Source organism: Nocardia amamiensis (assembly GCF_015477605.1).
GTDB classification, from domain to species: domain Bacteria; phylum Actinomycetota; class Actinomycetes; order Mycobacteriales; family Mycobacteriaceae; genus Nocardia; species Nocardia amamiensis_A.
The window spans coordinates 40302-60983 of the sequence record NZ_JADLQX010000037.1; the positions used below are offsets into that span (position 1 = coordinate 40302).

General features: G+C 67.1%; 18 protein-coding genes and 3 pseudogenes. 7 read left to right on the forward strand and 14 right to left on the reverse strand.

Going from position 1 to position 20682, the window contains the following annotated elements; genetic code table 11:
- Positions 1–21 precede the first annotated feature (21 nt).
- Both IU459_RS31920 and IU459_RS31925 read right to left on the reverse strand, forming a co-directional pair.
- On the reverse strand, positions 22–768 hold the full coding sequence (locus IU459_RS31920) for an IclR family transcriptional regulator (protein WP_195068117.1): 747 nt from the start codon (positions 766–768) through the stop codon (positions 22–24).
- On the reverse strand, positions 765–2231 hold the full coding sequence (locus tag IU459_RS31925; protein ID WP_195133307.1) for an APC family permease: 1467 nt from the start codon (positions 2229–2231) through the stop codon (positions 765–767). The genes IU459_RS31920 and IU459_RS31925 overlap by 4 nt, the downstream gene beginning before the upstream one ends.
- Positions 2232–2490: 259 nt before the next feature.
- Here IU459_RS31925 and eat point away from each other — a divergent pair, with 259 nt between their 5' ends.
- From eat to IU459_RS38860, 4 genes and pseudogenes are all read left to right on the forward strand, one after another.
- Entirely contained in the window at positions 2491–3930 is a 1440-nt protein-coding gene (gene eat / locus IU459_RS31930; protein ID WP_195133308.1) for an ethanolamine permease, read from the forward strand.
- The gene (locus tag IU459_RS31935; RefSeq protein WP_195133309.1) at positions 3927–5336 is read left to right on the forward strand and encodes an ethanolamine ammonia-lyase subunit EutB; all 1410 of its coding nucleotides are present in this window, start codon (positions 3927–3929) and stop codon (positions 5334–5336) included. The genes eat and IU459_RS31935 overlap by 4 nt, the downstream gene beginning before the upstream one ends.
- 13 nt (positions 5337–5349) lie before the next feature.
- A complete protein-coding gene (gene eutC, locus IU459_RS31940) occupies positions 5350–6126 on the forward strand; it encodes an ethanolamine ammonia-lyase subunit EutC (protein WP_228838816.1) in 777 nt (258 codons plus the stop codon).
- Positions 6127–6240: 114 nt separating this feature from the next.
- Positions 6241–6444, forward strand: a pseudogene (locus IU459_RS38860) (integrase core domain-containing protein); the annotation flags it as partial.
- Between the two features lie 214 nt (positions 6445–6658).
- Here the strand turns inward: IU459_RS38860 and IU459_RS31950 are convergent.
- Genes IU459_RS31950 through IU459_RS31960 form a run of 3 tightly spaced genes read right to left on the reverse strand, consistent with a single transcriptional unit; the run spans position 6659 to position 10126 of the window.
- A complete protein-coding gene (locus IU459_RS31950) occupies positions 6659–7489 on the reverse strand; it encodes a transglutaminase family protein (protein ID WP_195133322.1) in 831 nt (276 codons plus the stop codon).
- Between the two features lie 8 nt (positions 7490–7497).
- On the reverse strand, positions 7498–8466 hold the full coding sequence (locus IU459_RS31955) for an alpha-E domain-containing protein (RefSeq protein WP_195133312.1): 969 nt from the start codon (positions 8464–8466) through the stop codon (positions 7498–7500).
- 19 nt (positions 8467–8485) lie between these two features.
- Positions 8486–10126, reverse strand: a complete 1641-nt coding sequence (locus IU459_RS31960; protein ID WP_195133313.1) for a circularly permuted type 2 ATP-grasp protein — start codon at positions 10124–10126, stop codon at positions 8486–8488.
- A 234-nt stretch (positions 10127–10360) separates the two neighbouring features.
- Between IU459_RS31960 and rpsT the strand changes: the two genes are divergently transcribed.
- Positions 10361–10615 (forward strand): 30S ribosomal protein S20, encoded by a 255-nt coding sequence (gene rpsT / locus IU459_RS31965; protein ID WP_195133323.1) that lies wholly within the window; start codon positions 10361–10363, stop codon positions 10613–10615.
- A 347-nt stretch (positions 10616–10962) separates the two neighbouring features.
- On the forward strand, positions 10963–11130 hold the full coding sequence (locus tag IU459_RS31970) for a hypothetical protein (RefSeq protein ID WP_195133314.1): 168 nt from the start codon (positions 10963–10965) through the stop codon (positions 11128–11130).
- A 508-nt stretch (positions 11131–11638) separates the two neighbouring features.
- On the opposite strand, the pseudogene IU459_RS31975 reads toward IU459_RS31970, so the two are convergent.
- The 9 genes and pseudogenes from IU459_RS31975 to IU459_RS32015 all read right to left on the reverse strand — a co-directional run.
- Positions 11639–11917 (reverse strand): annotated as a pseudogene (locus IU459_RS31975) (histone-like nucleoid-structuring protein Lsr2); the annotation flags it as partial.
- 75 nt (positions 11918–11992) lie between these two features.
- Positions 11993–13117, reverse strand: a complete 1125-nt coding sequence (locus IU459_RS31980) for an MSMEG_0565 family glycosyltransferase (RefSeq protein WP_195133315.1) — start codon at positions 13115–13117, stop codon at positions 11993–11995.
- Positions 13117–13968 carry a carbon-nitrogen hydrolase family protein gene (locus tag IU459_RS31985; protein ID WP_195133316.1) on the reverse strand — a complete coding sequence of 284 codons (852 nt, stop codon included), beginning with the start codon at positions 13966–13968 and terminating at the stop codon, positions 13117–13119. The genes IU459_RS31980 and IU459_RS31985 overlap by 1 nt, the downstream gene beginning before the upstream one ends.
- Positions 13969–13978: 10 nt before the next feature.
- Positions 13979–15220: an MSMEG_0569 family flavin-dependent oxidoreductase gene (locus IU459_RS31990; protein WP_195133317.1), complete on the reverse strand. Its 1242-nt coding sequence runs from the start codon at positions 15218–15220 to the stop codon at positions 13979–13981.
- Between the two features lie 25 nt (positions 15221–15245).
- Positions 15246–15566, reverse strand: a complete 321-nt coding sequence (locus IU459_RS31995) for an MSMEG_0570 family nitrogen starvation response protein (protein WP_195133318.1) — start codon at positions 15564–15566, stop codon at positions 15246–15248.
- Positions 15559–16482 carry a carbon-nitrogen hydrolase family protein gene (locus tag IU459_RS32000; protein ID WP_195104322.1) on the reverse strand — a complete coding sequence of 308 codons (924 nt, stop codon included), beginning with the start codon at positions 16480–16482 and terminating at the stop codon, positions 15559–15561. Before IU459_RS32000 ends, IU459_RS31995 begins: the two co-directional genes overlap by 8 nt.
- A complete protein-coding gene (locus tag IU459_RS32005; protein WP_440446550.1) occupies positions 16479–17906 on the reverse strand; it encodes an MSMEG_0567/sll0787 family protein in 1428 nt (475 codons plus the stop codon). Before IU459_RS32005 ends, IU459_RS32000 begins: the two co-directional genes overlap by 4 nt.
- Positions 17907–17946: 40 nt before the next feature.
- Positions 17947–19005, reverse strand: coding sequence for an MSMEG_0568 family radical SAM protein (locus IU459_RS32010; RefSeq protein WP_195104324.1), 1059 nt, complete (start codon positions 19003–19005; stop codon positions 17947–17949).
- Positions 19006–19015: 10 nt separating this feature from the next.
- Positions 19016–19561 (reverse strand): MSMEG_0572/Sll0783 family nitrogen starvation response protein, encoded by a 546-nt coding sequence (locus IU459_RS32015; RefSeq protein WP_039804722.1) that lies wholly within the window; start codon positions 19559–19561, stop codon positions 19016–19018.
- A gap of 827 nt (positions 19562–20388) precedes the next feature.
- On the opposite strand from IU459_RS32015, the pseudogene IU459_RS32020 reads away from it, so the two are divergent.
- A pseudogene (locus IU459_RS32020) lies at positions 20389–20643 on the forward strand (DDE-type integrase/transposase/recombinase); the annotation flags it as partial.
- Positions 20644–20682 lie beyond the last annotated feature (39 nt).

Genomic DNA, 20682 nt, shown 5'->3' on the forward strand with positions numbered 1-20682 from the left:
CCGGCACGATCGCGTCGGCGCTCAGTACAACAGCGGCCCAAGCGCTTTTGCGCACAGTGCAGCCGCATCCACATGCGCCAGGATCGCTGGGGTGCGGGTGGAAGGCCCCGCCAGGCACAGAGCGCCGCGCACCACACCCTCCGCATCAATGATCGGCAGTGCGACGCAACTCAGTTCGGCCTGGAGCTCGTCGGTCTGGGTGGCGACACCATCGCGGCGCACCGCCTCCAATTGGACGTGGAGGGCGGTGTGACGGACCACGGTTGCGGGCGTGAGGCGGGGGAGCCGGGCGGGCAGCGCTTCGAGCGCGCCGGGGTTGTGGGTGAGCAGCAGTTTGCCTGCCGCGGAGGCGTGCGGGTGCCGGACGAGTTCACGCTCGGCCCGCACCGGATGGTCGGGGTCGGCGTCGATGATATGCAGGGTGGTCCCGCGGAACCCGATCACATGCACGCCGAACCGCACGGTCGCGCGGAACGCTTCGATCGCCGAGCGGGCCGCGAACGGCATGCTCGGGCGGGCGGCGGCGGTGACCAGCCCGTCGAGCCGCGCGCCGAGGCCGAAGCCGCGCAGATCGGACGTGCGCACCAGGTACTCCTCGGCCACCAAGGCGTTGAGCAGTCGGTAGGCGGTGGCCGCGGGCATGTGCAGGGCGGCGGCGATCTCCTTGGCCCCCACGCCGAGTCCGAGGGTGGCGACCGCTTCGAGGATGAGCAGCGAATTGGAGACGGTGCTCGGATGGTGCCGGGAGGGGTCACGCAAGGGGCTCATCGGAACGCGGCCACCTGTGCCAGATCGGAGCGCTGCGTCTCGTCGTAGATGCCGACCGCGGCCAGTCGCCGGGGCCGGAGGACCGCTAGGTAGCCGGTGTAGAGGGCCGCCGCCACCATGATGAGGCCGTACACCAGGATCACCCTGTTGCCGTCGCGCACAGTCGAGATCGCCGCATTGCCGGCGAGGAACAGCAGCAACGCCGAGGTGAGCGCGCCGAGCACCCCTATTCGCGCGCTGCCTTCCCCGATGCGCCGCAACAAGACCGGCGCCGATACGCACACGGCGAAATAGCTGCCGAGATACCCGCACGCGCTGAGGGTGAGGAACGCGCGCAGCCCGTCCTCCGGCGTCGCCCCCACGGCCAGCACCACCACAGGCACCACCGCCACCACCGCGAGCGCGGCGAGCGCCGCGTGCGAGGGTGTGCGAAAGCGTGGGTGCACGTGACCGAAGGTGCGCGGCGCGACCCCTTCGCGGCCCATGCAGAACAGCACCCGCACCAGCGCGTTCATCGAGGCAAGCGTGCAGGCGAAGAAGGATGCGGCGATGCCGAGATCCAGGAACGCGGCCAGCACACGGGAACCGTCGGAGACGAGCAGTTCGACCAGCGGCGTGGAGCTGTCGCGTACCGACGGCGGCGCGTGCCGTAGCGCGATCGCCAGGATCGGCACAGCGGTGAGGTAGATCGCTGCCGACAGCCTCGGCGTCGAGGTGACCGCGCGGGGGATCGAGCGAAATGGTTGCTGTGCTTCCCCGCTGAGCGTCGTGGAGCTTTCGAAACCGACGAACGCGCTCACCGCGACGACCACGCCGACGGCCAGGAGTTGCAGGTCGCCGTCGAAGGTGAACGCCGAAGTCACCGGGGCGTCGGTGTGGTGGGTCGTCAGCAGTACCAGCAGCACCGCGGCGATGATCACGATCGACACGCACTCCACCCCGAGGGTCGTCCACGCCGACATCCGGATGCCCCGGATGAGGACCAGGCCCCCGGCCAGCGCCGCCACCACCGCGACCGCACCCACCGTCACGGCGGACACCTCGCGAGCGAGGCCCACGCTTGCCGCCACATGCGCGAGGTAGGCGCCGACGGCGATGAGCCCGGCGATGGACACCGCCCCGTAGCCGACGATCGCCGACCATCCCGTTGGCACCGCAGCTTTCGGCCCGAGCCCCCTCGCGACGTAGGTATAGAGCCCGCCCACCGACGCCATCCGCTGCGCCATCGGCCGGATGCATGCCGAGACGAGCACCGTGAGGACCGCGGCGCACACGAACGCGACCAGCGCTCCGCCGCCTCCTGCCGTCGCGAGCACGAGTGCAGGCGTCACTCCCGCGGTACCGGCGGGCGCGACGGCGGCCACCGACTGAGCCAGCACGGGCGCGAACGGCAACCGTCGCCGGTCCAGACCGCGGACCGGTGACTGCTCGGCGATCAGCTGCCGCTGCTGCGCGTCGGGCATTGTGCTCCGTTCTCTTCGGACGACGCTGCCTGTCAGCACCGCATCGACGAATATCACAAGCGCACTCGATAAATGTTTCCGGCGCGTTACGCCGGGTGGGAATTTCCGCCGCTCGATTTCTCGCGAGAGATTCGACAAGCGTTCGCAACCCGTCATATCCGCTCGGTACCTTTTGCCGACGTGAGCAAACTCATTTCCCGGGTCGAATCCCGCGGTCCCTGCTCACAGCCGAATTTCCGATGTCCGTATGGAGCCGCAGATGTCCGTTCTCGACGCCGACAAATCCCGGAATCAAGGGAGTCAACCTCACGAGGAAACCAGCGACTACCTGGCTAGACGCCAGCTGAAGCGTGGCAGCGCCGGCTGGATGCTGCTGGCCGGGCTCGGCGTGAGTTATGTGATCTCCGGCGACTATTCCGGCTGGAACTTCGGGCTGGAACAAGGCGGCTTCGGCGGCCTGGCCATCGCTACCGTGATCATCGCCGCCATGTATCTGGCGATGGTGCTCGGCATGGCCGAAATGAGCTCGGCGCTGCCCGCCGCCGGCGGCGGGTACACCTTCGCGCGGCGCGCACTCGGCCCGTGGGGCGGATTCGCCACCGGCAGCGCCATTCTCATCGAATACGCCATCGCGCCCGCCGCGATTGCCACGTTCATCGGCGCCTATGTGGAGTCGCTCGGGCTGTTCGGCATCCAGGACGGCTGGTGGGTGTATCTGGCGGTCTACGCGGTATTCATCGGCATCCACCTCAGCGGTGTCGGTGAGGCGTTGAAGGTGATGTTCGTGATCGCCGCGGTCGCGCTCGTCGGCCTGGTCGTGTTCGTCGTCGCCGCGATCGGCAAGTTCGAGCTGGCCAACCTGACGAACATCCCGGTCTCCGACGCTGCGGGCGCCTCGAGCGTGCTTCCGCATGGCTATCTCGGCATTTGGGCGGCGATCCCGTTCGCGATCTGGTTCTTCCTCGCGGTGGAGGGCGTGCCGCTGGCAGCGGAGGAAACGAAGGATCCCGAACGCAATGTCCCGCGCGGCATCGTCGCGGCGATGGGCGTGCTGCTCGTGGCCTGCGCGCTCGTGCTGGTGCTCACGACCGGCGCGGGCGGGGCCGAGGCCATGCAGTCCTCGGGCAACCCGCTGGTCGAGGCCCTCGGCGACAGCGGGGCGGCCACGGTGGTCAACTACATCGGCCTGGCCGGTCTGATCGCCAGCTTCTTCTCCATCATCTACGCCTACTCCCGCCAGCTGTTCGCACTCTCGCGGGCCGGATACCTGCCGACGTCGCTGTCGGTCACCAATTCTCGTAAGGCTCCGGTCCTCGCGCTGATCGTGCCCGGCGTGATCGGTTTCGGGCTCACCTTCACCGGCCGCGGCGCCATGCTGCTGAACATGGCCGTGTTCGGCGCTGCGCTCAGCTATGTGCTGATGATGGCCAGCCATATTCTGCTGCGCCGCCGCGAGCCGGAGATGCCGCGGCCCTACCGCACCCCGGGCGGCATCGTCACCACCGGTTTCGCCCTGGTCGTCGCCGCATTCGCGGTGGTCGCCACCTTCCTGGTCGACACCATGGCCGCACTGTGCTGCCTGGCGGTGTTCGCCGCCTTCCTGGCCTACTTCGGTCTCTTCAGCCGCCACCGGCTGGTCGCCAACTCGCCCGACGAGGAGTTCGCGGTGCTGGCCCGCGCCGAGGAGGAACTCGAATGACCCACCACCACCAGAGCGTCTCCGGCCGGAACTACAGTTTCGGGTCGCTCGTGGAGGTGATGGCCAAGGCGACACCGCTGCGCTCCGGCGACCAGCTCGCCGGCTGCGCGGCAGAGTCCGACGCCGAACGCGCCGCCGCCTCCTGGGTGCTGGCCGACCTCTCGCTGAGCGTGTTCCTGGACGAACAGGTGGTGCCGTATGAGACCGACGCAGTGACCCGGCTGATCATCGACGGCCACGACCGGGCGGCCTTCGCACCGATCGCGCATCTCACCGTCGGCGACTTGCGCGACTGGCTACTGGCCACTGCGGCGGCCCCCGACGCCGCGGCCACCCTCTCGGGAATCGCCGCGGGTCTGACGCCGGAGATGGTGGCGGCCGTCTCGAAGATCATGCGCAACCAGGATCTGATCGCGGTCGCCAAAGCGACGACGGTGACCTCGGCGTTCCGCACGACCATCGGCCTGCCCGGCCGCATAGCCACTCGCCTGCAACCCAACCATCCCACCGACGACCCGCGCGGCATCGCCGCCGCGACCCTCGACGGGCTGCTCATGGGCTGCGGCGACGCGGTCATCGGCATCAATCCCGCCACCGATTCGCCCAGGGCGACAGCGGATCTGCTGTATCTGCTCGACGACATCCGCACCCGCTTCGGCATCCCGATGCAGTCCTGCGTGCTCTCGCACGTGACGACGACGATGGAATTGATCGACAAGAACGTCCCGGTCGATCTGATGTTCCAGTCAATCGCGGGCACCGAGGGGGCCAACGCGAGCTTCGGTGTCACTCTGCCGATGCTGGCCGAGGCGAACGAGGCGGCCCGGTCGCTGGGCCGGGGCACGGTCGGTGACAACGTGATGTATCTGGAAACCGGTCAAGGGTCGGCGCTGTCGGCCGGTTCCCACCTGGGCACCGGCGGGCTGCCGGTGGATCAGCAGACGCTGGAGGCGCGGGCCTACGCGGTGGCCCGCGTGCTCGACCCGCTGCTGGTGAACACCGTCGTCGGGTTCATCGGCCCTGAGTACCTCTACGACGGCAAGCAGATCATCCGGGCAGGGCTCGAGGACCACTTCTGTGGAAAGTTGCTCGGCCTGCCGATGGGTGTGGACGTCTGCTACACCAATCACGCTGAGGCCGATCAGGACGATATGGACACTCTGCTCACCCTGTTGGGCACGGCGGGGTGTGCGTTCGTCATCGCGGTTCCCGGCGCCGACGACGTCATGCTCGGCTATCAGAGCTTGTCCTTCCATGACGCGCTGTACGTGCGCCAGGTGCTGGGGCTGCGGGCCGCACCCGAGTTCGAGACCTGGTTGCACGGGCTCGGGATGGCCGACGACTCAGGCCGCATTCTGCCGGTTGATGCGGCCGTCTCGCCGCTACTCGCCCTCACCGCTCGCTGACCAGGAGGTTCCATTGGAGATCGACAAATCCGCCGACTCCCCGCAGGACGTGTGGGCTCCGCTGCGTCGTACGACCCAGGCCAGGATCGGGCTGGGTCGCACCGGTAACGCCTTGCCCACCAAGCGGGTGCTGGAGTTCAGCGCCGCGCACGCCGGCGCCCGCGACGCCGTGCACCTGCCGTTCGACGTCGCCTCGTTCGCCGAGCGGATCACCGGTCTGGGCCTCGGCGCCCCCGCCGTCGTGCGCAGCAACGCGAGCGACCGCGGCGAATATCTGCGCCGGCCCGATCTGGGCCGCACCCCGGCCGACCTGTCACCGCTGTCCCATAGCGGCGCCGATGTTGGCATCGTCATGGCCGATGGGCTGTCCCCGCGCGCACTCGACGAACACGGCCAAGGCCTGCTGCAGGCCCTGACCGACGAATTGCGGCCGCACTACAGCCTCGCCCCGCCGGTGCTGGCCGTGCAGGCACGGGTCGCGCTGGGCGACCACATCGGCGCGGCCCTCGGCGTGCGCACCCTGATCATGCTGATCGGCGAGCGGCCCGGTCTCTCGGTCGCCGACAGCCTCGGCATCTACCTCACCCACCTGCCGCAGCCGGGCCGCACCGATGCCGACCGCAACTGCATCTCCAACATCCACCCACCCGCAGGACTCGACTACCGCCGGGCTGCGGCCATCACCGCCGCGCTGGTGGCGGGGGCACGCAGGCTCGGCCGCTCCGGCGTCGCACTCAAGGACACCGCGAGCGACGACCTGGCAGGGACGGAATTCATCGAGCTGCTGTGACGCTATGAGCCGTCAAGCAGTACCGACGAGAACGCCGGGACCCGGCAGGTCGATGCTCGGCCAATGCCATGACCGACTACCCCGACCCGGGGATGAGACGGCATGGTTCGAGCGCCGGTCATGGGGGCGTTCGGCGACTGCTACGACAACGCCGTCATCGAATCATTTTGGGGCAGAATGCAAACCGAGCTACTGAACCGGCAACGGTGGAAAACTCGGATCGAGCTGGCCAACGCGATCTTCGAATACCTCGAGATCTTCCACAACCGTCAGCGCCGACATTCGGCCCTCGGCATGCGCACCCCGATCGAATACGAGAGGATGCAGCAGTCCATCCAACCGTGGCCTAGAGTCAAGTCTCCCGACTCCGCGGAAACCGGGGTACATCAAAGTCTCCGAACTCACCGGGGCGATTCAGTCCTGTAGTGATCACGCGGTTGCGACCGGTCCTGGCGACGGCTACGTCCGTGCTGGTCGATTCGGACGCTACGCCAATGACGTGCCGCGCTGGGCGATTTCGCGGGTGTGTCTGTTATGCGAGCCGGGTTATCTCCACGACGACTTCGAGGTCGGTCGAGCCGCTGCCGGAGAAGATGCCCTTCAGCGGCGGCACGTCGGCATAGTCGCGGCCGACGCCGATGGAGGCGTGCTGTTCGCCGATGGCGATGTTGTTCGTCGGGTCGTAACCCCACCAGCCACCGGTCCACGCCTCGATCCAGGCGTGCGACTGACCGGCCACGGTCCGGCCGATCTCCACCGCGGGCTGCGGGTGCAGGTAGCCCGACACGTAGCGGCTCGGAATGCCCATACTGCGCAACAGCACCAGGGTCAGGTGTGCGTAATCCTGGCAGACGCCTTGCCGTTCGGCGAACGCCTGCACCGCCGAGGTTTGCACCGAGGTGGTGCCGGCGATGTAATCCATCTCGCTGTACACCCATTCGGCGGCGCGCACGACGGCTTTCGCGGGCTCCACGCCGCGCGCGAGCTGCCGCGCGACCGAGGCCAGCCGCCGATCCCGCGGCACATACCCGGTGGGCGCGAGCAGTTCATCGAACCGGTCGGAGACGACGTCGTTGTGCAGTTCCGCCCAGGACAACTCGTCGGCGGGACCGGCGAACGGCTCGGTCTCCACCACCGAGGAGCCGGTGACCTCCAGTTCGGTGTGCGGGGCGTGTAGATCGAACGCCGTCACCGCGGTACCCCAGTAGTCGGTGTAGCGGTAGGACCGCGTCGACGGCACGGTTTCGACCCGGTTCAGGATCACGTTCTGCCGGCTGTCGGCGCGCGGCGTCAGCCGGGCCTCGTTGAACGACCGGGTGACCGGGGCGTCGTAGACATATCCGGTGGTGTGCACCACTCGCATCCGCCAGCTCACACTTCCTCCGCCCGCCGATCGTGGCTGCTGCGCAGATCCGTCCACGCCACCCAGGGGGCGGCGTGGAAGTACTGCATCGAAATGGCCTCGCTCACCTCGCGGCACGTCATCTGGAGCAGCAGCAGCCGGGTCTGCAAATCCTCGAGCAGGATTCCGGGCGGCAGGAACTCCAGTTCACTGCGGCCGCGGCCGAGCAGCCGCTGCGCCTCGTGCCGGGCGGCGAAGCGGCTGTTGGGGCGCTGATCCAGTTCCCGCAGGCATTTCTCGGCCACTCGCAGCGAGTGGAACACCGAGCGCGGGAAAAGCCGGTCCAGCAGGATGAATTCGGCGACCAGATTGGCATCCAGCGCGCCGCGATGGGTGCGCAGATAACTGTCGTGCGCGCCGGCCGAGCGCAGCACCGTGACCCAGGCGGGCGAGGACGTGCGGTCACCGGCACGCGACAGCAGCAGCCGCACCGTCATGTCCACACGTTCGATGGATCGGCCGAGCAGCAGGAAGCGGTAGCCGTCGTCGCGGCTGAGCGTGGAATCGGACAGGCCGGCGAACATGGCGGCCCGGCCCTTGATGTAGTGGAAGAACTCGTGCGGGCCCAGCGCCCGCGCCGCCGTCTCGGCCGCGGCCAGGCCGTTGTAGGTGGCGTTGAGGCATTCCCACATCTCGCTGGACGTGACTTCGCGTGCGCCGCGGGCGTTTTCGCGGGCCTTCGCGATCGAGTCGATAATGGAGCCGCCGTGTTCCTGGCTGAACGCGACCAGATTCGTCACCGACCAGACGTCGAGCTCCTGCCCGTCCGCCGGTTCGATGCCCAGGACCCGCAACAGCACGCGCGAGGTGCGGTCCGGGTCGACGGTGGCGTCCTCCAGCAGCTGATGGACGGCGACGTCCAGGATCCTGGCGGTATCGTCGGCACGTTCGACGTAGCGGCCGATCCAATAGAGGGATTCGGCATTGCGGGCCAGCATATTTCGCTCACCGACTCTCTCACCCTTGCTGTTGTTGCTGTTGTTGCTGTTGTTGCTGGTTTGCCTGGTTGGCGGTGAGTTCCCGGCCCAGCTCCCGTTGCTGCGCTTCGGCGGGCTCGCCGACCAGCTCCACGCCCGCCAGCTCGCGTGCCGCCGCCGAGGTGCGCGGTGCGAGCACCCAGGTGTCCTTGCTGCCGCCGCCCTGGCTGGAATTCACCACCAGCGATCCCTCCGGCAGTGCCACCCGGGTCAGCCCGCCGGGCAGCACCCACACCCCGTCGCCGTCGTTGACCGCGAAGGGCCGCAGGTCGACGTGGCGCGGCAGCAGCTCGTTGCCGATCTTGGTGGGCACCGTGGACAACTGCACCACGGGCTGCGCGATCCACCCCCGCGGATTCGCCCGGATCTTGCGGCGAGTGGCCGCCAGCTCCTTCGCGGTGGCGTCCGGGCCGATCACGATGCCGTAGCCGCCGGAACCCTCCACCGGCTTGATCACCAGCTCGCCGATGCGATCGAGCACCTGCTCACGCTCCTCCGGCAGCCAGCAGCGCAGCGTGTCGACATTCGGCAGGATCGGCTTCTCACCCAGGTAGTACTCGATGATCGTCGGCACATAGGTGTAGGTGAGCTTGTCGTCGCCGACGCCGTTGCCGACCGCATTGGCGATGACCACATTGCCGGCGCGGGCGGCGTTGACGATGCCCGCGACCCCGAGCACCGAATCCGGCCGCAGATGCATCGGGTCCAGGAACGCGTCGTCGATGCGGCGGTAGATGACGTCGACCTGCCGCTCCCCCGCCGTCGTCCGCATGTACACCACGTTGTCGCGGCAGAACAGGTCGCGGCCCTCCACCAGCTCCACACCCATCTGCCGGGCCAGCAGGGAATGTTCGAAGTAGGCGGAGTTGTGGACGCCCGGGGTCAGCACCACCACCGTCGGGTCGGCCTCGTTCGGCGCGGCGGCCGAGCGCAGGGCCCGCAGCAGGTGACTCGGATAGTCGCCGACGGCGTGCACGCGGTGGGAGAAGAACAGATCCGGGAAGACCCGCGCCATCGTGCGCCGGTTCTCCATCACATACGACACGCCCGATGGAGAGCGCAGATTGTCCTCCAGCACCCGGAACTCACCGCGCTCGTCGCGGATCAGATCGATACCGGCGACATGGATCCGCACCCCGTTCGGCGGCACGATACCGGCGGCCTCGCGGTGGAAGTGCTGACAGGAGGTGACCAACCGCTTCGGGATCACTCGGTCGCGCAGGATGGTCTGTTCGCCGTACACGTCGGCGAGGAACAGCTCGAGCGCCGTCACCCGCTGGGCGATACCGCGCTCGAGTTTGCTCCACTCCGCCGCCGCGATCACCCGCGGCACCAGATCGAGCGGGAAGGGCCGCTCCTGGCCCGACAGCGAGAACGTGATGCCCTGGTCGATGAACGCGCGGCCGAGCGCCTCGGCCCGGCCCGCCAAATCCGCCACATCGATCGGGGCCAGCGCGGAGAATATGCCGCGATAGGGGGTGCGCACCCGGCCCGTGGCGTCGAACATCTCGTCGTAGGCCCCGTCGTAGCGGCCGGGACGATAATCCTCGAACACTCCCGCACGACTGCCGCGCACTCCAGCGGACGACGGCGGCGTGGGCACGGCGGCGGTGGGAGTCATTCGAACAGCGTGCAACACGCAGCGGCACACACTGTGAGGCTCATGTAAATTTCTTGCGCCACGCTGGGCCCGCTGCCGGACGATTTCCGGTCGTACCGGCCCGCCCGGCAGTCTCGATCGTCGGCGCAGCGCTACACCTTCCGTGCCCCGGATCGTCGCGAGCGCGCCCGCAGACTTTGCACCGAGCAATACCCACCACCTAGCGAAGGAACACGAGGAACAGGCGTCGCCAACATCAAGTCCCAGCTGAAGCGGATCCGTACCAACGAGGCGGCGCGGCAGCGCAACCAGTCGGTCAAGTCCGCGCTGCGCACTTCGATCCGCAAGTTCCGCGAGGCCGCCACGGCGGGCGAGAAGGACCAGGCGCTGGAGCTGCTGCGCGTCGCGAGCCGCAGCCTGGACAAGGCCGCCTCCAAGGGTGCCATCCACGCCAACCAGGCCGCGAACAAGAAGTCGGCGCTCTCGCTGGCCTACAACAAGCTGGGCTGAGCTCCCCCGCCTCTCCGGGACTTCAGCGGACCCATGCGCCGCACGTGTGACCTTGAGCAAGCGTTCGAGGCCGTCGGCATGGTTGGCGTCGTGAACGTCAACGACGCCGTCGAAAATTTGTGGTGAGCAGCCAGGCTCGGTGCGAACTCATCACCGTGCCGTTCGGCATACGCGACCAGAAGCTTCGCGATGTATCGCTGCTCCTCTTCCGTCGGCTCCTCAGAGGGCGTTGGCGGATGCGGCCTGTTCGGCAGCTCTACCCCAAACCGCGCCGAATGCCAGCGTGTTTGCTGATGTAGCGACACCAGCTCGTGCAGCTCGACAGTCCCAAATCCGGAAAACTCCGCATGATCGATGAAGTCCAGCACCGAGTCCAACGAGTGCCTGCCGAGGATCCGGAGCAGGGGCTCTTTGTCTTTGTCAACGCGCCCCTCAACTCGGCCCGCAGGCTCGACCGCGAATGGATCACGCTGGCCAGCGTCGTACCGCATCCTTTCGGGGCCGCGAACCGGTAGGCGCGTGGCCACGTGTAGCGCCCCGATAAGGTGCCCATCACCATTTTCAGGATTTCTGGGTATGCGTCGCCTGGGAGCAACGCTCTCCCGTGGTGTTTGCATGGCGAGCTGCAGCAGGGCGACGGCGGGCGCAGCGGTGACCGCCAGTCGGGCTGTGCTGGAGGAGATCTGGCGAATCCGGAAGGGGCGGGGTACGCATCGGAGCTCAACCGCCGTCGGCCTGCTCTTTTGATGCTGCTTACCGCAGTCATACTCTACGAGCGGGTCCTGGCTGATCTCGGGCAGGCGAAGCCTTAGGTGCTGGCCGATTAGATCGAGGACGTGACAATCCACGACGCCAATGCACCAAGACATCGCAGCCGTTGCCATCGGCAAAGCCATTGTGTGGCGTGCTCAGGCGGTCAACCTGTCGGAGCATGGACTACTGCGGCGGCGGAAGCTCCTGCGTTCGTCCGGTGCTGGTATTCGAAGGGTCAATGCGGTCAAGCAGCAGTGGCCGCGCGAACGACTACTCGTTCGCCTTCTTGTACGCCTCGATGATGTCCGCCTGAATCCGTCCGCGGCTAAAAACCTCGTAGCCGTTCTGGCGGGCCCACTCACGGATCGCCTGGGTCTGCTCGCGACTTGTCGCCGGCCGGGCCACGCTCTTGCCCTTGGGGATCCGCCCGACCTTGCGTGCATCCGGTGTCCACTGCTCGAAGAACCCGCGGAGCGCGCTGGCGTTGAGAACAGACAGGTCGATCTAATAGGTCGTGCCGTCGAGTCCGAAAACGACGGTCTCCTCGGCCTTGACTTACGGTATTCGGGCCGAGCCGACCGAAGGATGTTCACGAGGTCGGTCGGGATTTCCATGTTCTCTGGTTCAGCGGTGTGTGGTGAGCATTCGGGGCGGTACTGCTGTGGAATGAGTGCGGTAGAACTCGAGGTGGGCTCGGGCCGTTCGGTCCCAGCTGAACAGGGCGGCGAGGGCTTTGCCGTGCTCGGTGCGGCACGGGTCGGGAACCAACGCTCGCGCGAGTTCTGCGGCCAGCTCGGCGGGAGTGGCCGCGTAGCTGATAGCCTCGCCGAATACCTCGCGCAGCACCGGGAGATCGCGTGCAACGACTGGGACTCCGGCGGCAAGGGCTTCCATGGCGGCGAGCCCGAATCCCTCTTTGGTGGAGAAGAACGGGAGGAGGGTCGATGCCGCCACGAGTGCGGGGAGTTCGGTGTGTGGGACGGTGCCGAGGATGGTGGGGCGGATGTCGAGTTCGGTTGCGCGAGCATTGAACTGGTACCGGTAGTCGCGGTAGTCGAAGAGTGTTTCGCCGCCTGCGAAGACGAGGTGCAGGTCTGGATGGTCGTGCCGTAGCAGGGCGAACGCCTCGAGCAGGTCGATGCTGCCTTTGCGGGGTTCGATGCCGCCGACGGCCACGATGTATCGTCCGAGTCGGCGTCGCCAGGCGGCGCGGGCATCCGTGGCGTCGGGAGAGTCATCTGCGGCGGACGCGAAGCGGTCGTATTCGACGCCATTGGGAATCACGGTGGGGCGCAGACCCCAACCGGCCTGAACCTCGGCCGCGACGGCGGCCGACACGCAGATGTGTGCGTAAGGCTCGACGATGGCGCGTTCATGGCAGCGGGCGAGTTCGGGGGTGGTGAAGTTGTCGAGGTGGTGGATGGTGCGGATGCGGCAGTCGACGGCGTTGGCGCTGATGCAGTCCTGTGCGTGCACGATGTCGTAGTCCTCGGGAGTGAACGCCTGCCGCAGTACGTCTATGGAGCGCATGATTCGCGTCCCGACCTGTTCGCCGTCGGCACTGGTGAAGGGAACGACGCGAACTGTCACGGAGGAATCCACGGGGCGGAAGAAGGCGGCATCCCCGCCACGTCCGAGCGTCCATACGGTGACATCCGCGCCGAGCCGGGCGAGCGACTCGGCGAGATTGAGCGTATGCACGACCCCTCCACGGGGTTTGGTGGAGTACGTGAGAAGTGCGATCCGCATCAGTAGCCGCTCTTTTCGGTCATCAAGTTGTGGTAGGCGTCGACACGGCGTTCGTCCAGGTGCCGCAGGACGCGCCGGGCTCGCTCGACCTCGGCATCGATGTCGAGGTCCGCCACCGCGAGGCCGCCCTTGGACCAGGTTTTGGCGAGGATGTCACCGCCGGGGCCGACCACTTTGGCTTGGCCGAGGAAACGCAGGTTGCCAGTGATTCCGGTTTGATTGGACGATGCGAGAACAACCTGGTTCTCGGCGGCGCGGGCCTGGTCGTACAGGTCGAAGAGGCGGGATTGCCGATCGTTGGGCAGCCGGGAGGCGCGATCGGTGACGCTGGCTGGCCAGGCCGACAGCGCCGCGATGGTGCGGGCACCGTCGAGAGCGAGAGCTCGCGCGGATTCCGGGAACGTCTTATCGTAGTCGATGAGCATGCCGATCCGGCCGACCGGGGTATCAAAAGCCGCGAAGCGATCTCCAGCCGCATACGCGAGGTGTTCGCCGGCCGGCTGGTGTACTTTGCGGTGGCGGCCGAGCACCCCGTCGCCGGTGAGGCACACTGCGGCGTTGTAGCGGGCACCGTCTGCATGTTCGGCATAGCCGACGCAGATCGTCATATCCCCGGCCAACCGGCACAACAGCCGGAACTCGGGTCCATCGGGGTCGATGGCCTCAGGCCCGGCGGCTGGATCCGGGTTGCGGAGGTCTCCGATGTAGCCGCCGAGGCTCGCATCGGGTAGCACGAGCAGGTCGACGCCGTCCTGGGTGAGCCGGTCGATGATACCGGCGATCTTGTCCAGAGCGCGGGCGATGTCTGCGCCGAAATGTGCTGCGATAGCGGCTATTCGGGTGACGGTCATGGGGTCCGCCTCAGGCCGCCGCGGTGGTGCGGGCGATGGCGGTGATCTGCCCGGAGAGGTGCTCGGCGTCGCGGGCGATGGCGGCGAAGCGGCCCGAGCCCCAGGTGTGCAGCCAGGGCAGCCCGAGAAAGTACAGCCCGGGCGTGGTCGTGACGCCGCGGTTGTGGCACGGGTGACCCTCACCGTCGAAGACGCCGACGCGCAGCCACCGGTAGTTGGTGCGGAACCCGACCGACCACACTATCGACGTGATATTGCTTGCCGACAGATCGAGTTCGGTGATCTCACGCTGCGGACGCCACACCGGGCGGTACCGCGGTTCGGTGGGCGCGGCGATACCAGCACGGGCGATATAGGTGTCGATGGAGTCCTTGATGCTCTCGGCGACGGCGTCGGCGGCATCGAGGTCCCGCTCCAGCGACGGCGCGAAGTACGCTGTGCCGTCGGCGACATCGACCATCCTGCCGTAGAGCGCCATCCCCTCGACCGCGAATTGGCGCAGGTCGATATCGCGGCCGCCGTCTCGACCGGTGACGTAGTGGTTGGTGTTCTCCCGCTTGCCCAGTCCACCCGGCTGATCTTCGATCGGGATGTCGTAGTGGCCCATGTCCTCCAGCCATGCGACGCAATCGCGGCCCCTGTAGAAGCGGGCGACCCGGGGCGCGGTCCCGACCGCGAGATGTACCCGCCGACCCTCCAGATGGAGGTCCTCGGCGATCTGTGCTCCTGATTGGCCGGTACCGACGATGAGGACGGCGCCGTCGGGCAGGTCCGCAGGGCTGCGGTATTCGGCGGAGTGGAGTTGCTGGATCGAGCTCGGCATCCGCTCGGCGAAGCGGGGCACGATCGGCGTGTGGTAACCGCCTACTGCGACCACCACCTGATCGGAATGCAGTGGGCCCGAGGTTGTCTGGATGTCGAAGCCGCCGTCGACCGATACCGTGACCGCGGTGACGGCGACGTGTTCGCGAACCGGCGGATCGAAAGTGTCGGCATAGGCGCGGACCCATGTGTAGACCTCATCGCGTTTCATGAAGCCGTGCGGGTCGGGTCCGTTGTAACGGTAACCGGGCAGCACGCACTGCCAGTTGGGAGTGACGAGAGTGAAGTTGTCCCAGCGGGTGTCGCGCCACTCATGGGCGATGGTGTCGCGCTCGAGGACGACATGGTCGATGCCGCGAGTGGTCAGATGCCAGCTGATCGAGAGCCCGGCCTGTCCCGCGCCTATCACGACGACGTCACGGTGTTCCACGGTGGTACCCGAGTCTGTCTGGGGGTCATGGTTTTCCTCCGGCCTTTGCCGCCTCGACCGACGGCGGAGTCATCGACAGCACGCGTACCGTGCCCGGTGATGTCCGGGCCTGTGCTGCGCTTGCTTGGATGGCGTCCAGGGTCTGCATGGCGGAGGTGCAGTAGAAGCCGAACTTCTCGCGCACCCGCTCGGCCGCGCTGTTCAAAGCGCTCGATGCACGGGTCAGGAAGTCGTCGATCGGATAGTCGACGCCGGTGGCCAGATGATCATGGATCACCAGCGAGGGCGAATAGCAGGACTGGACATTGCCGTCCGGCCAGCGGATGTCGAATGTCACCTCAGGCATGGATCGCCTCCAGCTCTTCGGGCACCGCGGGCTGCCCGACCACGCCATGGCGGGCGACGACGCTGTGGTAGAGCTCGGGGCGTCGGTCGCGCAGGTTGTACATGCCGCCGCCGCGTGCCAATTCGAGTGCGTGATCGACGTCGACGGTCGCGGTGGCGAGACCGGGTTCGGTACCGGTGGTGGCGAGCAGGTCGCCGCCGGGGCCGACGATCTTGGCGCTGCACACGAAGCGCAACGAGCCGAACGTCCCGGCCTGGTTCGACGCGACCCACACCACCTGGTTCTCGACTGCGCGAGCGCGGTCGAAGATATCGAAGCGCTGGGTCCAGCGGTCGTCTTCGAGTCGTTCGGTGGTGGCGGTGCGGGCGGTGGGCCAGGCCGAGAGCGAGGTGATGATCTCCGCGCCGTCCAGTGCCAGCGCTCGTGCGGCTTCGGGGAATGCCTTGTCGTAGCAGATCTGCATGCCCATGCGGCCGACCGGTGTGTCGAAGGCGCGATATTCGGATCCGGCAGCGTAGCAGAGGTTTTCGCCGAGCGGCTGATGTACCTTGCGGTAGGAGCCCAGAACCCCGTCGCCGGTGAGTGTCGCGGCGGCGTTGTAGCGGAGATCGCCATCGGTTTCGCAAAATCCGAGAGTGACGACGAGTTCACCCGCCATCGCCGCGATGCGGCGCAGTTCCGGGCCGTCGAGGGTGAGCGCCGGCGGCAGACTGCGTAGACGGCGCTGCTTGGCCTCCTCGCTCTCCCCACCGCCGCCCAGGCTGGGCAGATAGCCGCCCAGGCAGGCCTCGGGCAGCACCAGTAATCGGCTACCGCGTTGCTGCGCCTGTTCGATCAGCGAGCCGATGGTGGCGTAGCACGCCTCCATGTCGCGGCCGAATTCGGCGGCCGCCACGGAGATCGATAGTTCGGTCATGAGTGTCCCAATCCGGTTACCGCGCTGTCGAGCGCGTGAGTGACTTCTCCGTCAGGCCAACGCAGCCGCACGCCGGGAGTCGCGCTGAGCACGCCACACACGGCGGTCGTCGCCGGGCCTACCGGGTTGACGGGGGTGCCGGGGCGATCGGCGGTGAGCATCGCGAAGCCGGGGAAGCAGGTGATCCAGTCGGCCAACTCGGCGCCCGGCGGGCGCGGGATGCGCGCCACATCGAGTTCGACCCCGACACCGCTGGCCTCGGCGAGCATGCCCGCGGTCCCGGCGATGCCGGCCATGCTGACATCCTTCGCGGCCTTCGGACCGGTGTCCGAGACGAACCGGCCCAGTGCCCGCAATTCCGTGCCGCTCCGGTGTGACGACGAATCCCATTGTCGCCCGGTATATCCAGACCGCCAGCCGCCGCCCAGATCAGCGGTCAGCCAGAGCTCGTCGCCGACCTCGCCGCCCCCTCCGGGCACCGGCCGGGCGGTACGGCCGAGCGCGGTGACCGACAGCGCCGCCGGGACACCCAACTGAGTGTGGCCACCCAGCACCGGCACCTCCCAGATACGGCTGGCGGCACCCAGGCCCCGGAGCACCCGGGTCAGCAGCGACCGGGTGGGCGCGGCGACCGCGTCGAGAAGGCCGATCGGTTCTGCACCCATCGCGGCGAGATCGTTGAGGTTGACCAGGGCCGCACACCATCCGGCCCATTCCGGGTCCCGTTCGACCATGGAGGGCAGGATCGCGTCGCACGCGGCGACCAGGTTGCAGCCCGGGACCGGTGCGCCGTCATCGCCTCGGAATCCGGCGCCGCCCAGTGTCATCGGTGTATCGCCCAACTCGGACAGCGCTTGCCCGAGCATTGCCTTGGTGGTTCGCGCCAGCCGCTCGATTCGGTCGATCGGCCAGCGCATCTTCATGTGCGGTGTATCTGCCACGGTGGTTTCGGCGAGCGCTGTCCACCCGAGCTGGGAGAACAGCGACCGGTAGCGGGTTTGCACGGTGGCCTCGAACCGAAGAACGTTATGGGTTTCGGCATAAGCGCACGCCGCTTGCACGAGCGCGCGGCCCACACCACGGGTGCGACGCCCGCAGTCCACCACCAATCGACTGCCGGTCCACCACCCGAGGTCTTCGGCGGTGGCCGGTGCCAGGCGCACTCCGCCCAGCAGGGCTCCGTCCGGGGCGATCGCGACCAGGATCTGGGCCCGGGGGTCGTCGTCGATGTCGTCGGCGTCGCTGCCTGCGAACAAGCCCTGCTCTGTAACGAAGTTCTGTCGGCGCAATGCGCGATAGACAGCGACATGTCGGGTATCGGCGAGCTGGATGAGGAATCCGCGTGCGGGGTCGGCCGGGGAGGAATATCCGGAAAGGACGCAGTAATCCGGCGATGAAGCACCTACCCCGGACAGTTCGTCGATCCAGGATCGGGGTGCGGCAGTCGGTTCGGTCGTCGTCATCTCAGCCTCCCGCGGTCTGCAGCACACTGCACGCCCCACACGCCGCGCATCCGGCCTTCTGGTCCGTGCCGAGCATGTCGGCCCGACGTAGCTCCGCTGCCACTCGCCGGGTCACGTCCTCGAGGACCGCCGCGGTCGGCGGGATCGCACCGTCGACGTCGACGGCCAGGGTTCCCGCGAGCGGCCGGAACGGCACCACGAACGGATACACGCCCATGGTGATGAGTTCCGCCGCACCCGAGACCAATTCGTCTGGGTCTTCGCCCAGACCGACGAGTAGATAGGTGGAGACCTGGTTACGGCCGAACACTCGCACTGCTTCGGCCCAGGCTGCCCGGTAGTCGGACAGCGGCACGGTGGACTTTCCCGGCATCCATCGAGCACGCACTCGGTCGTCGAGCGACTCGACGTGGATGCCGATCGCATCGGCTCCCGCGTCGCGTAGCTCGCTCAAAGTCGCCAGGTCGCCGGGGGGCTCGCACTGCACCTGGATCGGAAGGGTCGGCACCGCTTGCTTGACGGCTCGCACACAGCGGGCGAGGTGCCTTGCACCACGGTCTTTTCCGGCCGAGGTGCCGGTGGTCATCACCAGCTGCCGGATACCGTCGAGCCGCACTGCAGCCTCGGCGACTTCGGCGAGCTGATCCGGTCGCTTGACGGCGATCGTGCTGCCGGACGCGAGAGATGCCTCGACCGAACAGAATCGGCACCGTTGGTCTTCGCCGTAGCGGATGCAGGTCTGCACCACCGTGGTCGCCAGCACATCCTTTCCGTGCAGTCTGGCGATCTGCTCGTACGCCACGCCGTCGGCCGTGCGCAGGTCGTAGAAACGGGGTCGGCGCACCGGTTCGACGGTCACGCCGAGATCGGTGCCCTCGTAGAGCAGCCGATCGGCACGAATCGTGTATGGGCTCTCCGGGCGGAGGGGGATGGCAGCGCCGGCACCCCCGAACAGCACATGACCGTCGTCACTGGGGCCGGCACCGGAACGGCGCTGCACCGGCACATCGACGCGGATGCCCAAGAGTGCGAGATCTACTCGCGTGGATACCTCGGTCATGACGGTCGGCCTACAGTTGGTAGGTGGAGTTGATGATGGCGCCCTTGCGGGCGTAGTGGATCAGCGCGTCCTGCACGTCCAGGGGATGCGCCGGGATCACACCTTCGATGAGGTCCTCCTCGCGGGCACCGTGCAAGGCGAGACCGAACCGGCAGGCGAACACCTTCCCGCCCTCCTTGATGAAGGTGGCGAGGGCCTCGTTGATGTTCTGCTCACCGGGGAACCCGCTGTCGCCGGTGGTCGGAAAGCCGCGGGTGGCAAGGCAGTTGATCGCGCCGGGACCGTAGAAGTAGATGGCGGATTCGAAACCTTTGCGAAGTGCGCGCGTCGCCTGCAGGATGGCCACGAAACTCACCGACGATTCATGGGCGATGCCGTGAACCAGCGTGAAATAGGTTTCCCCTGCCTCCGCCTGATAGTCGGGAAAGATCTTGGTGCCGCCGTAGATACTGGTGCCCTTCGGCAGGGCCGGGTGCGGGATTTCGGCGAGCGATTTCGCGATGTTCTCCTCGATCGCCTTGTCGATCTCAGAGGTCGATGTGGTGGGTGCCGACATGGTTCGTCTCCTGGGCGTGGTCGGTGGGAATTCGGTGATTGGCAGTGCGCCCGCTGGTGTCCGGGTGGTCACCGATGGACCAAGTTCACGCTCGGCGTGTTTCCGGTTGGTCATCTGGGGAAAAATTGGAGGTTTCCGGATGCTCACCACGCACGTTTGTGAATGGGCTCACCAATCCCACTGTGACACAACATAATTGGTTACACCGCCAGCGTATCGCGGTGCCGCATGCGTTGGTGCGAAGTCGATGCGGTGTAATAGTCGTCCTGAATTTTTCGGTTTTCTGTTAATCGCATCGACCCAGTGCCCCTCGATTCGAAACTTAGACGAAACCGTTACTGGGCTGTAGCGATCGCTGACGGACTCGACCTGACCGGCAACCGGTAGCTACCCGGTCGCCACCTCCGTAGAGCTGGCCGAAGCCGTCGGGCGCGGGGTTATGGTGCTCGACACCCGGCACGTGCCGAGCACATGCCGGAATCCATTGGCCGGCTCGGTCAACATTCCGATGCACGAATTCGAGAGAACCGGCTCGCCGATATTCGATGGCGGCGTGCGCGTGCCCGAACGCTGATGGGGTAGGAATGAACCGTCCTGGACTGGTTGGAGGCTCCCGTTTTAGCAAGGGAGACTGTCAGTCATGGGTGCACCACGGAAGTTCGACGAGGAGACTCGTGCTCGAGCAGTACGGATGTACCAGGACCGGATCCGCGAGCACGGCGAGTCGATGGCCGCGGTTGTGGACGGCCAACCGGCGCGTCTACGGGATACACAAACTCTGGCACGCCGCCTGCCGCGCCGGCCACAACCTCGGCCGCGACCAGCCCGCGCGGCACCCGGACCTGATCGGGCGGTCCTGGTCGCAACCGGTTCGGCCGGATCAGTGGTGGGTCGCCGATTTCACTTACTGCCCGACACTGGCCGGGTTCTGCTACACCGCGTTGTGCATCGACGTGTACTCACGCCGAATCCTCGGCTGGCGGGTGATGACCAGTAAGACCATGTCTCACATGGCTGATTTTGCTTTCGCCAGCTTCTTGAAGCAGGTGAGCGTGGCCGCCAACGTCAGGAAGCCCAGATAGTGAGTTCCTTTGCGGTCGTAGCGGATTGTGAGCCGGTGG

Coding starts and splice junctions, on each gene's coding strand:
- IU459_RS31920 (WP_195068117.1), bottom strand. CDS start 768: ATGAGCCCCTTGCGTGACCCCTCCCGGCACCATCCGAGCACCGTCTCC.
- IU459_RS31925 (WP_195133307.1), bottom strand. CDS start 2,231: ATGCCCGACGCGCAGCAGCGGCAGCTGATCGCCGAGCAGTCACCGGTC.
- eat (WP_195133308.1), top strand. CDS start 2,491: ATGTCCGTTCTCGACGCCGACAAATCCCGGAATCAAGGGAGTCAACCT.
- IU459_RS31935 (WP_195133309.1), top strand. CDS start 3,927: ATGACCCACCACCACCAGAGCGTCTCCGGCCGGAACTACAGTTTCGGG.
- IU459_RS31950 (WP_195133322.1), bottom strand. CDS start 7,489: ATGCGAGTGGTGCACACCACCGGATATGTCTACGACGCCCCGGTCACC.
- IU459_RS31955 (WP_195133312.1), bottom strand. CDS start 8,466: ATGCTGGCCCGCAATGCCGAATCCCTCTATTGGATCGGCCGCTACGTC.
- IU459_RS31960 (WP_195133313.1), bottom strand. CDS start 10,126: ATGACTCCCACCGCCGCCGTGCCCACGCCGCCGTCGTCCGCTGGAGTG.
- IU459_RS31970 (WP_195133314.1), top strand. CDS start 10,963: ATGATCGATGAAGTCCAGCACCGAGTCCAACGAGTGCCTGCCGAGGAT.
- IU459_RS31980 (WP_195133315.1), bottom strand. CDS start 13,117: ATGCGGATCGCACTTCTCACGTACTCCACCAAACCCCGTGGAGGGGTC.
- IU459_RS31985 (WP_195133316.1), bottom strand. CDS start 13,968: ATGACCGTCACCCGAATAGCCGCTATCGCAGCACATTTCGGCGCAGAC.
- IU459_RS31995 (WP_195133318.1), bottom strand. CDS start 15,566: ATGCCTGAGGTGACATTCGACATCCGCTGGCCGGACGGCAATGTCCAG.
- IU459_RS32000 (WP_195104322.1), bottom strand. CDS start 16,482: ATGACCGAACTATCGATCTCCGTGGCGGCCGCCGAATTCGGCCGCGAC.
- IU459_RS32010 (WP_195104324.1), bottom strand. CDS start 19,005: ATGACCGAGGTATCCACGCGAGTAGATCTCGCACTCTTGGGCATCCGC.
- IU459_RS32015 (WP_039804722.1), bottom strand. CDS start 19,561: ATGTCGGCACCCACCACATCGACCTCTGAGATCGACAAGGCGATCGAG.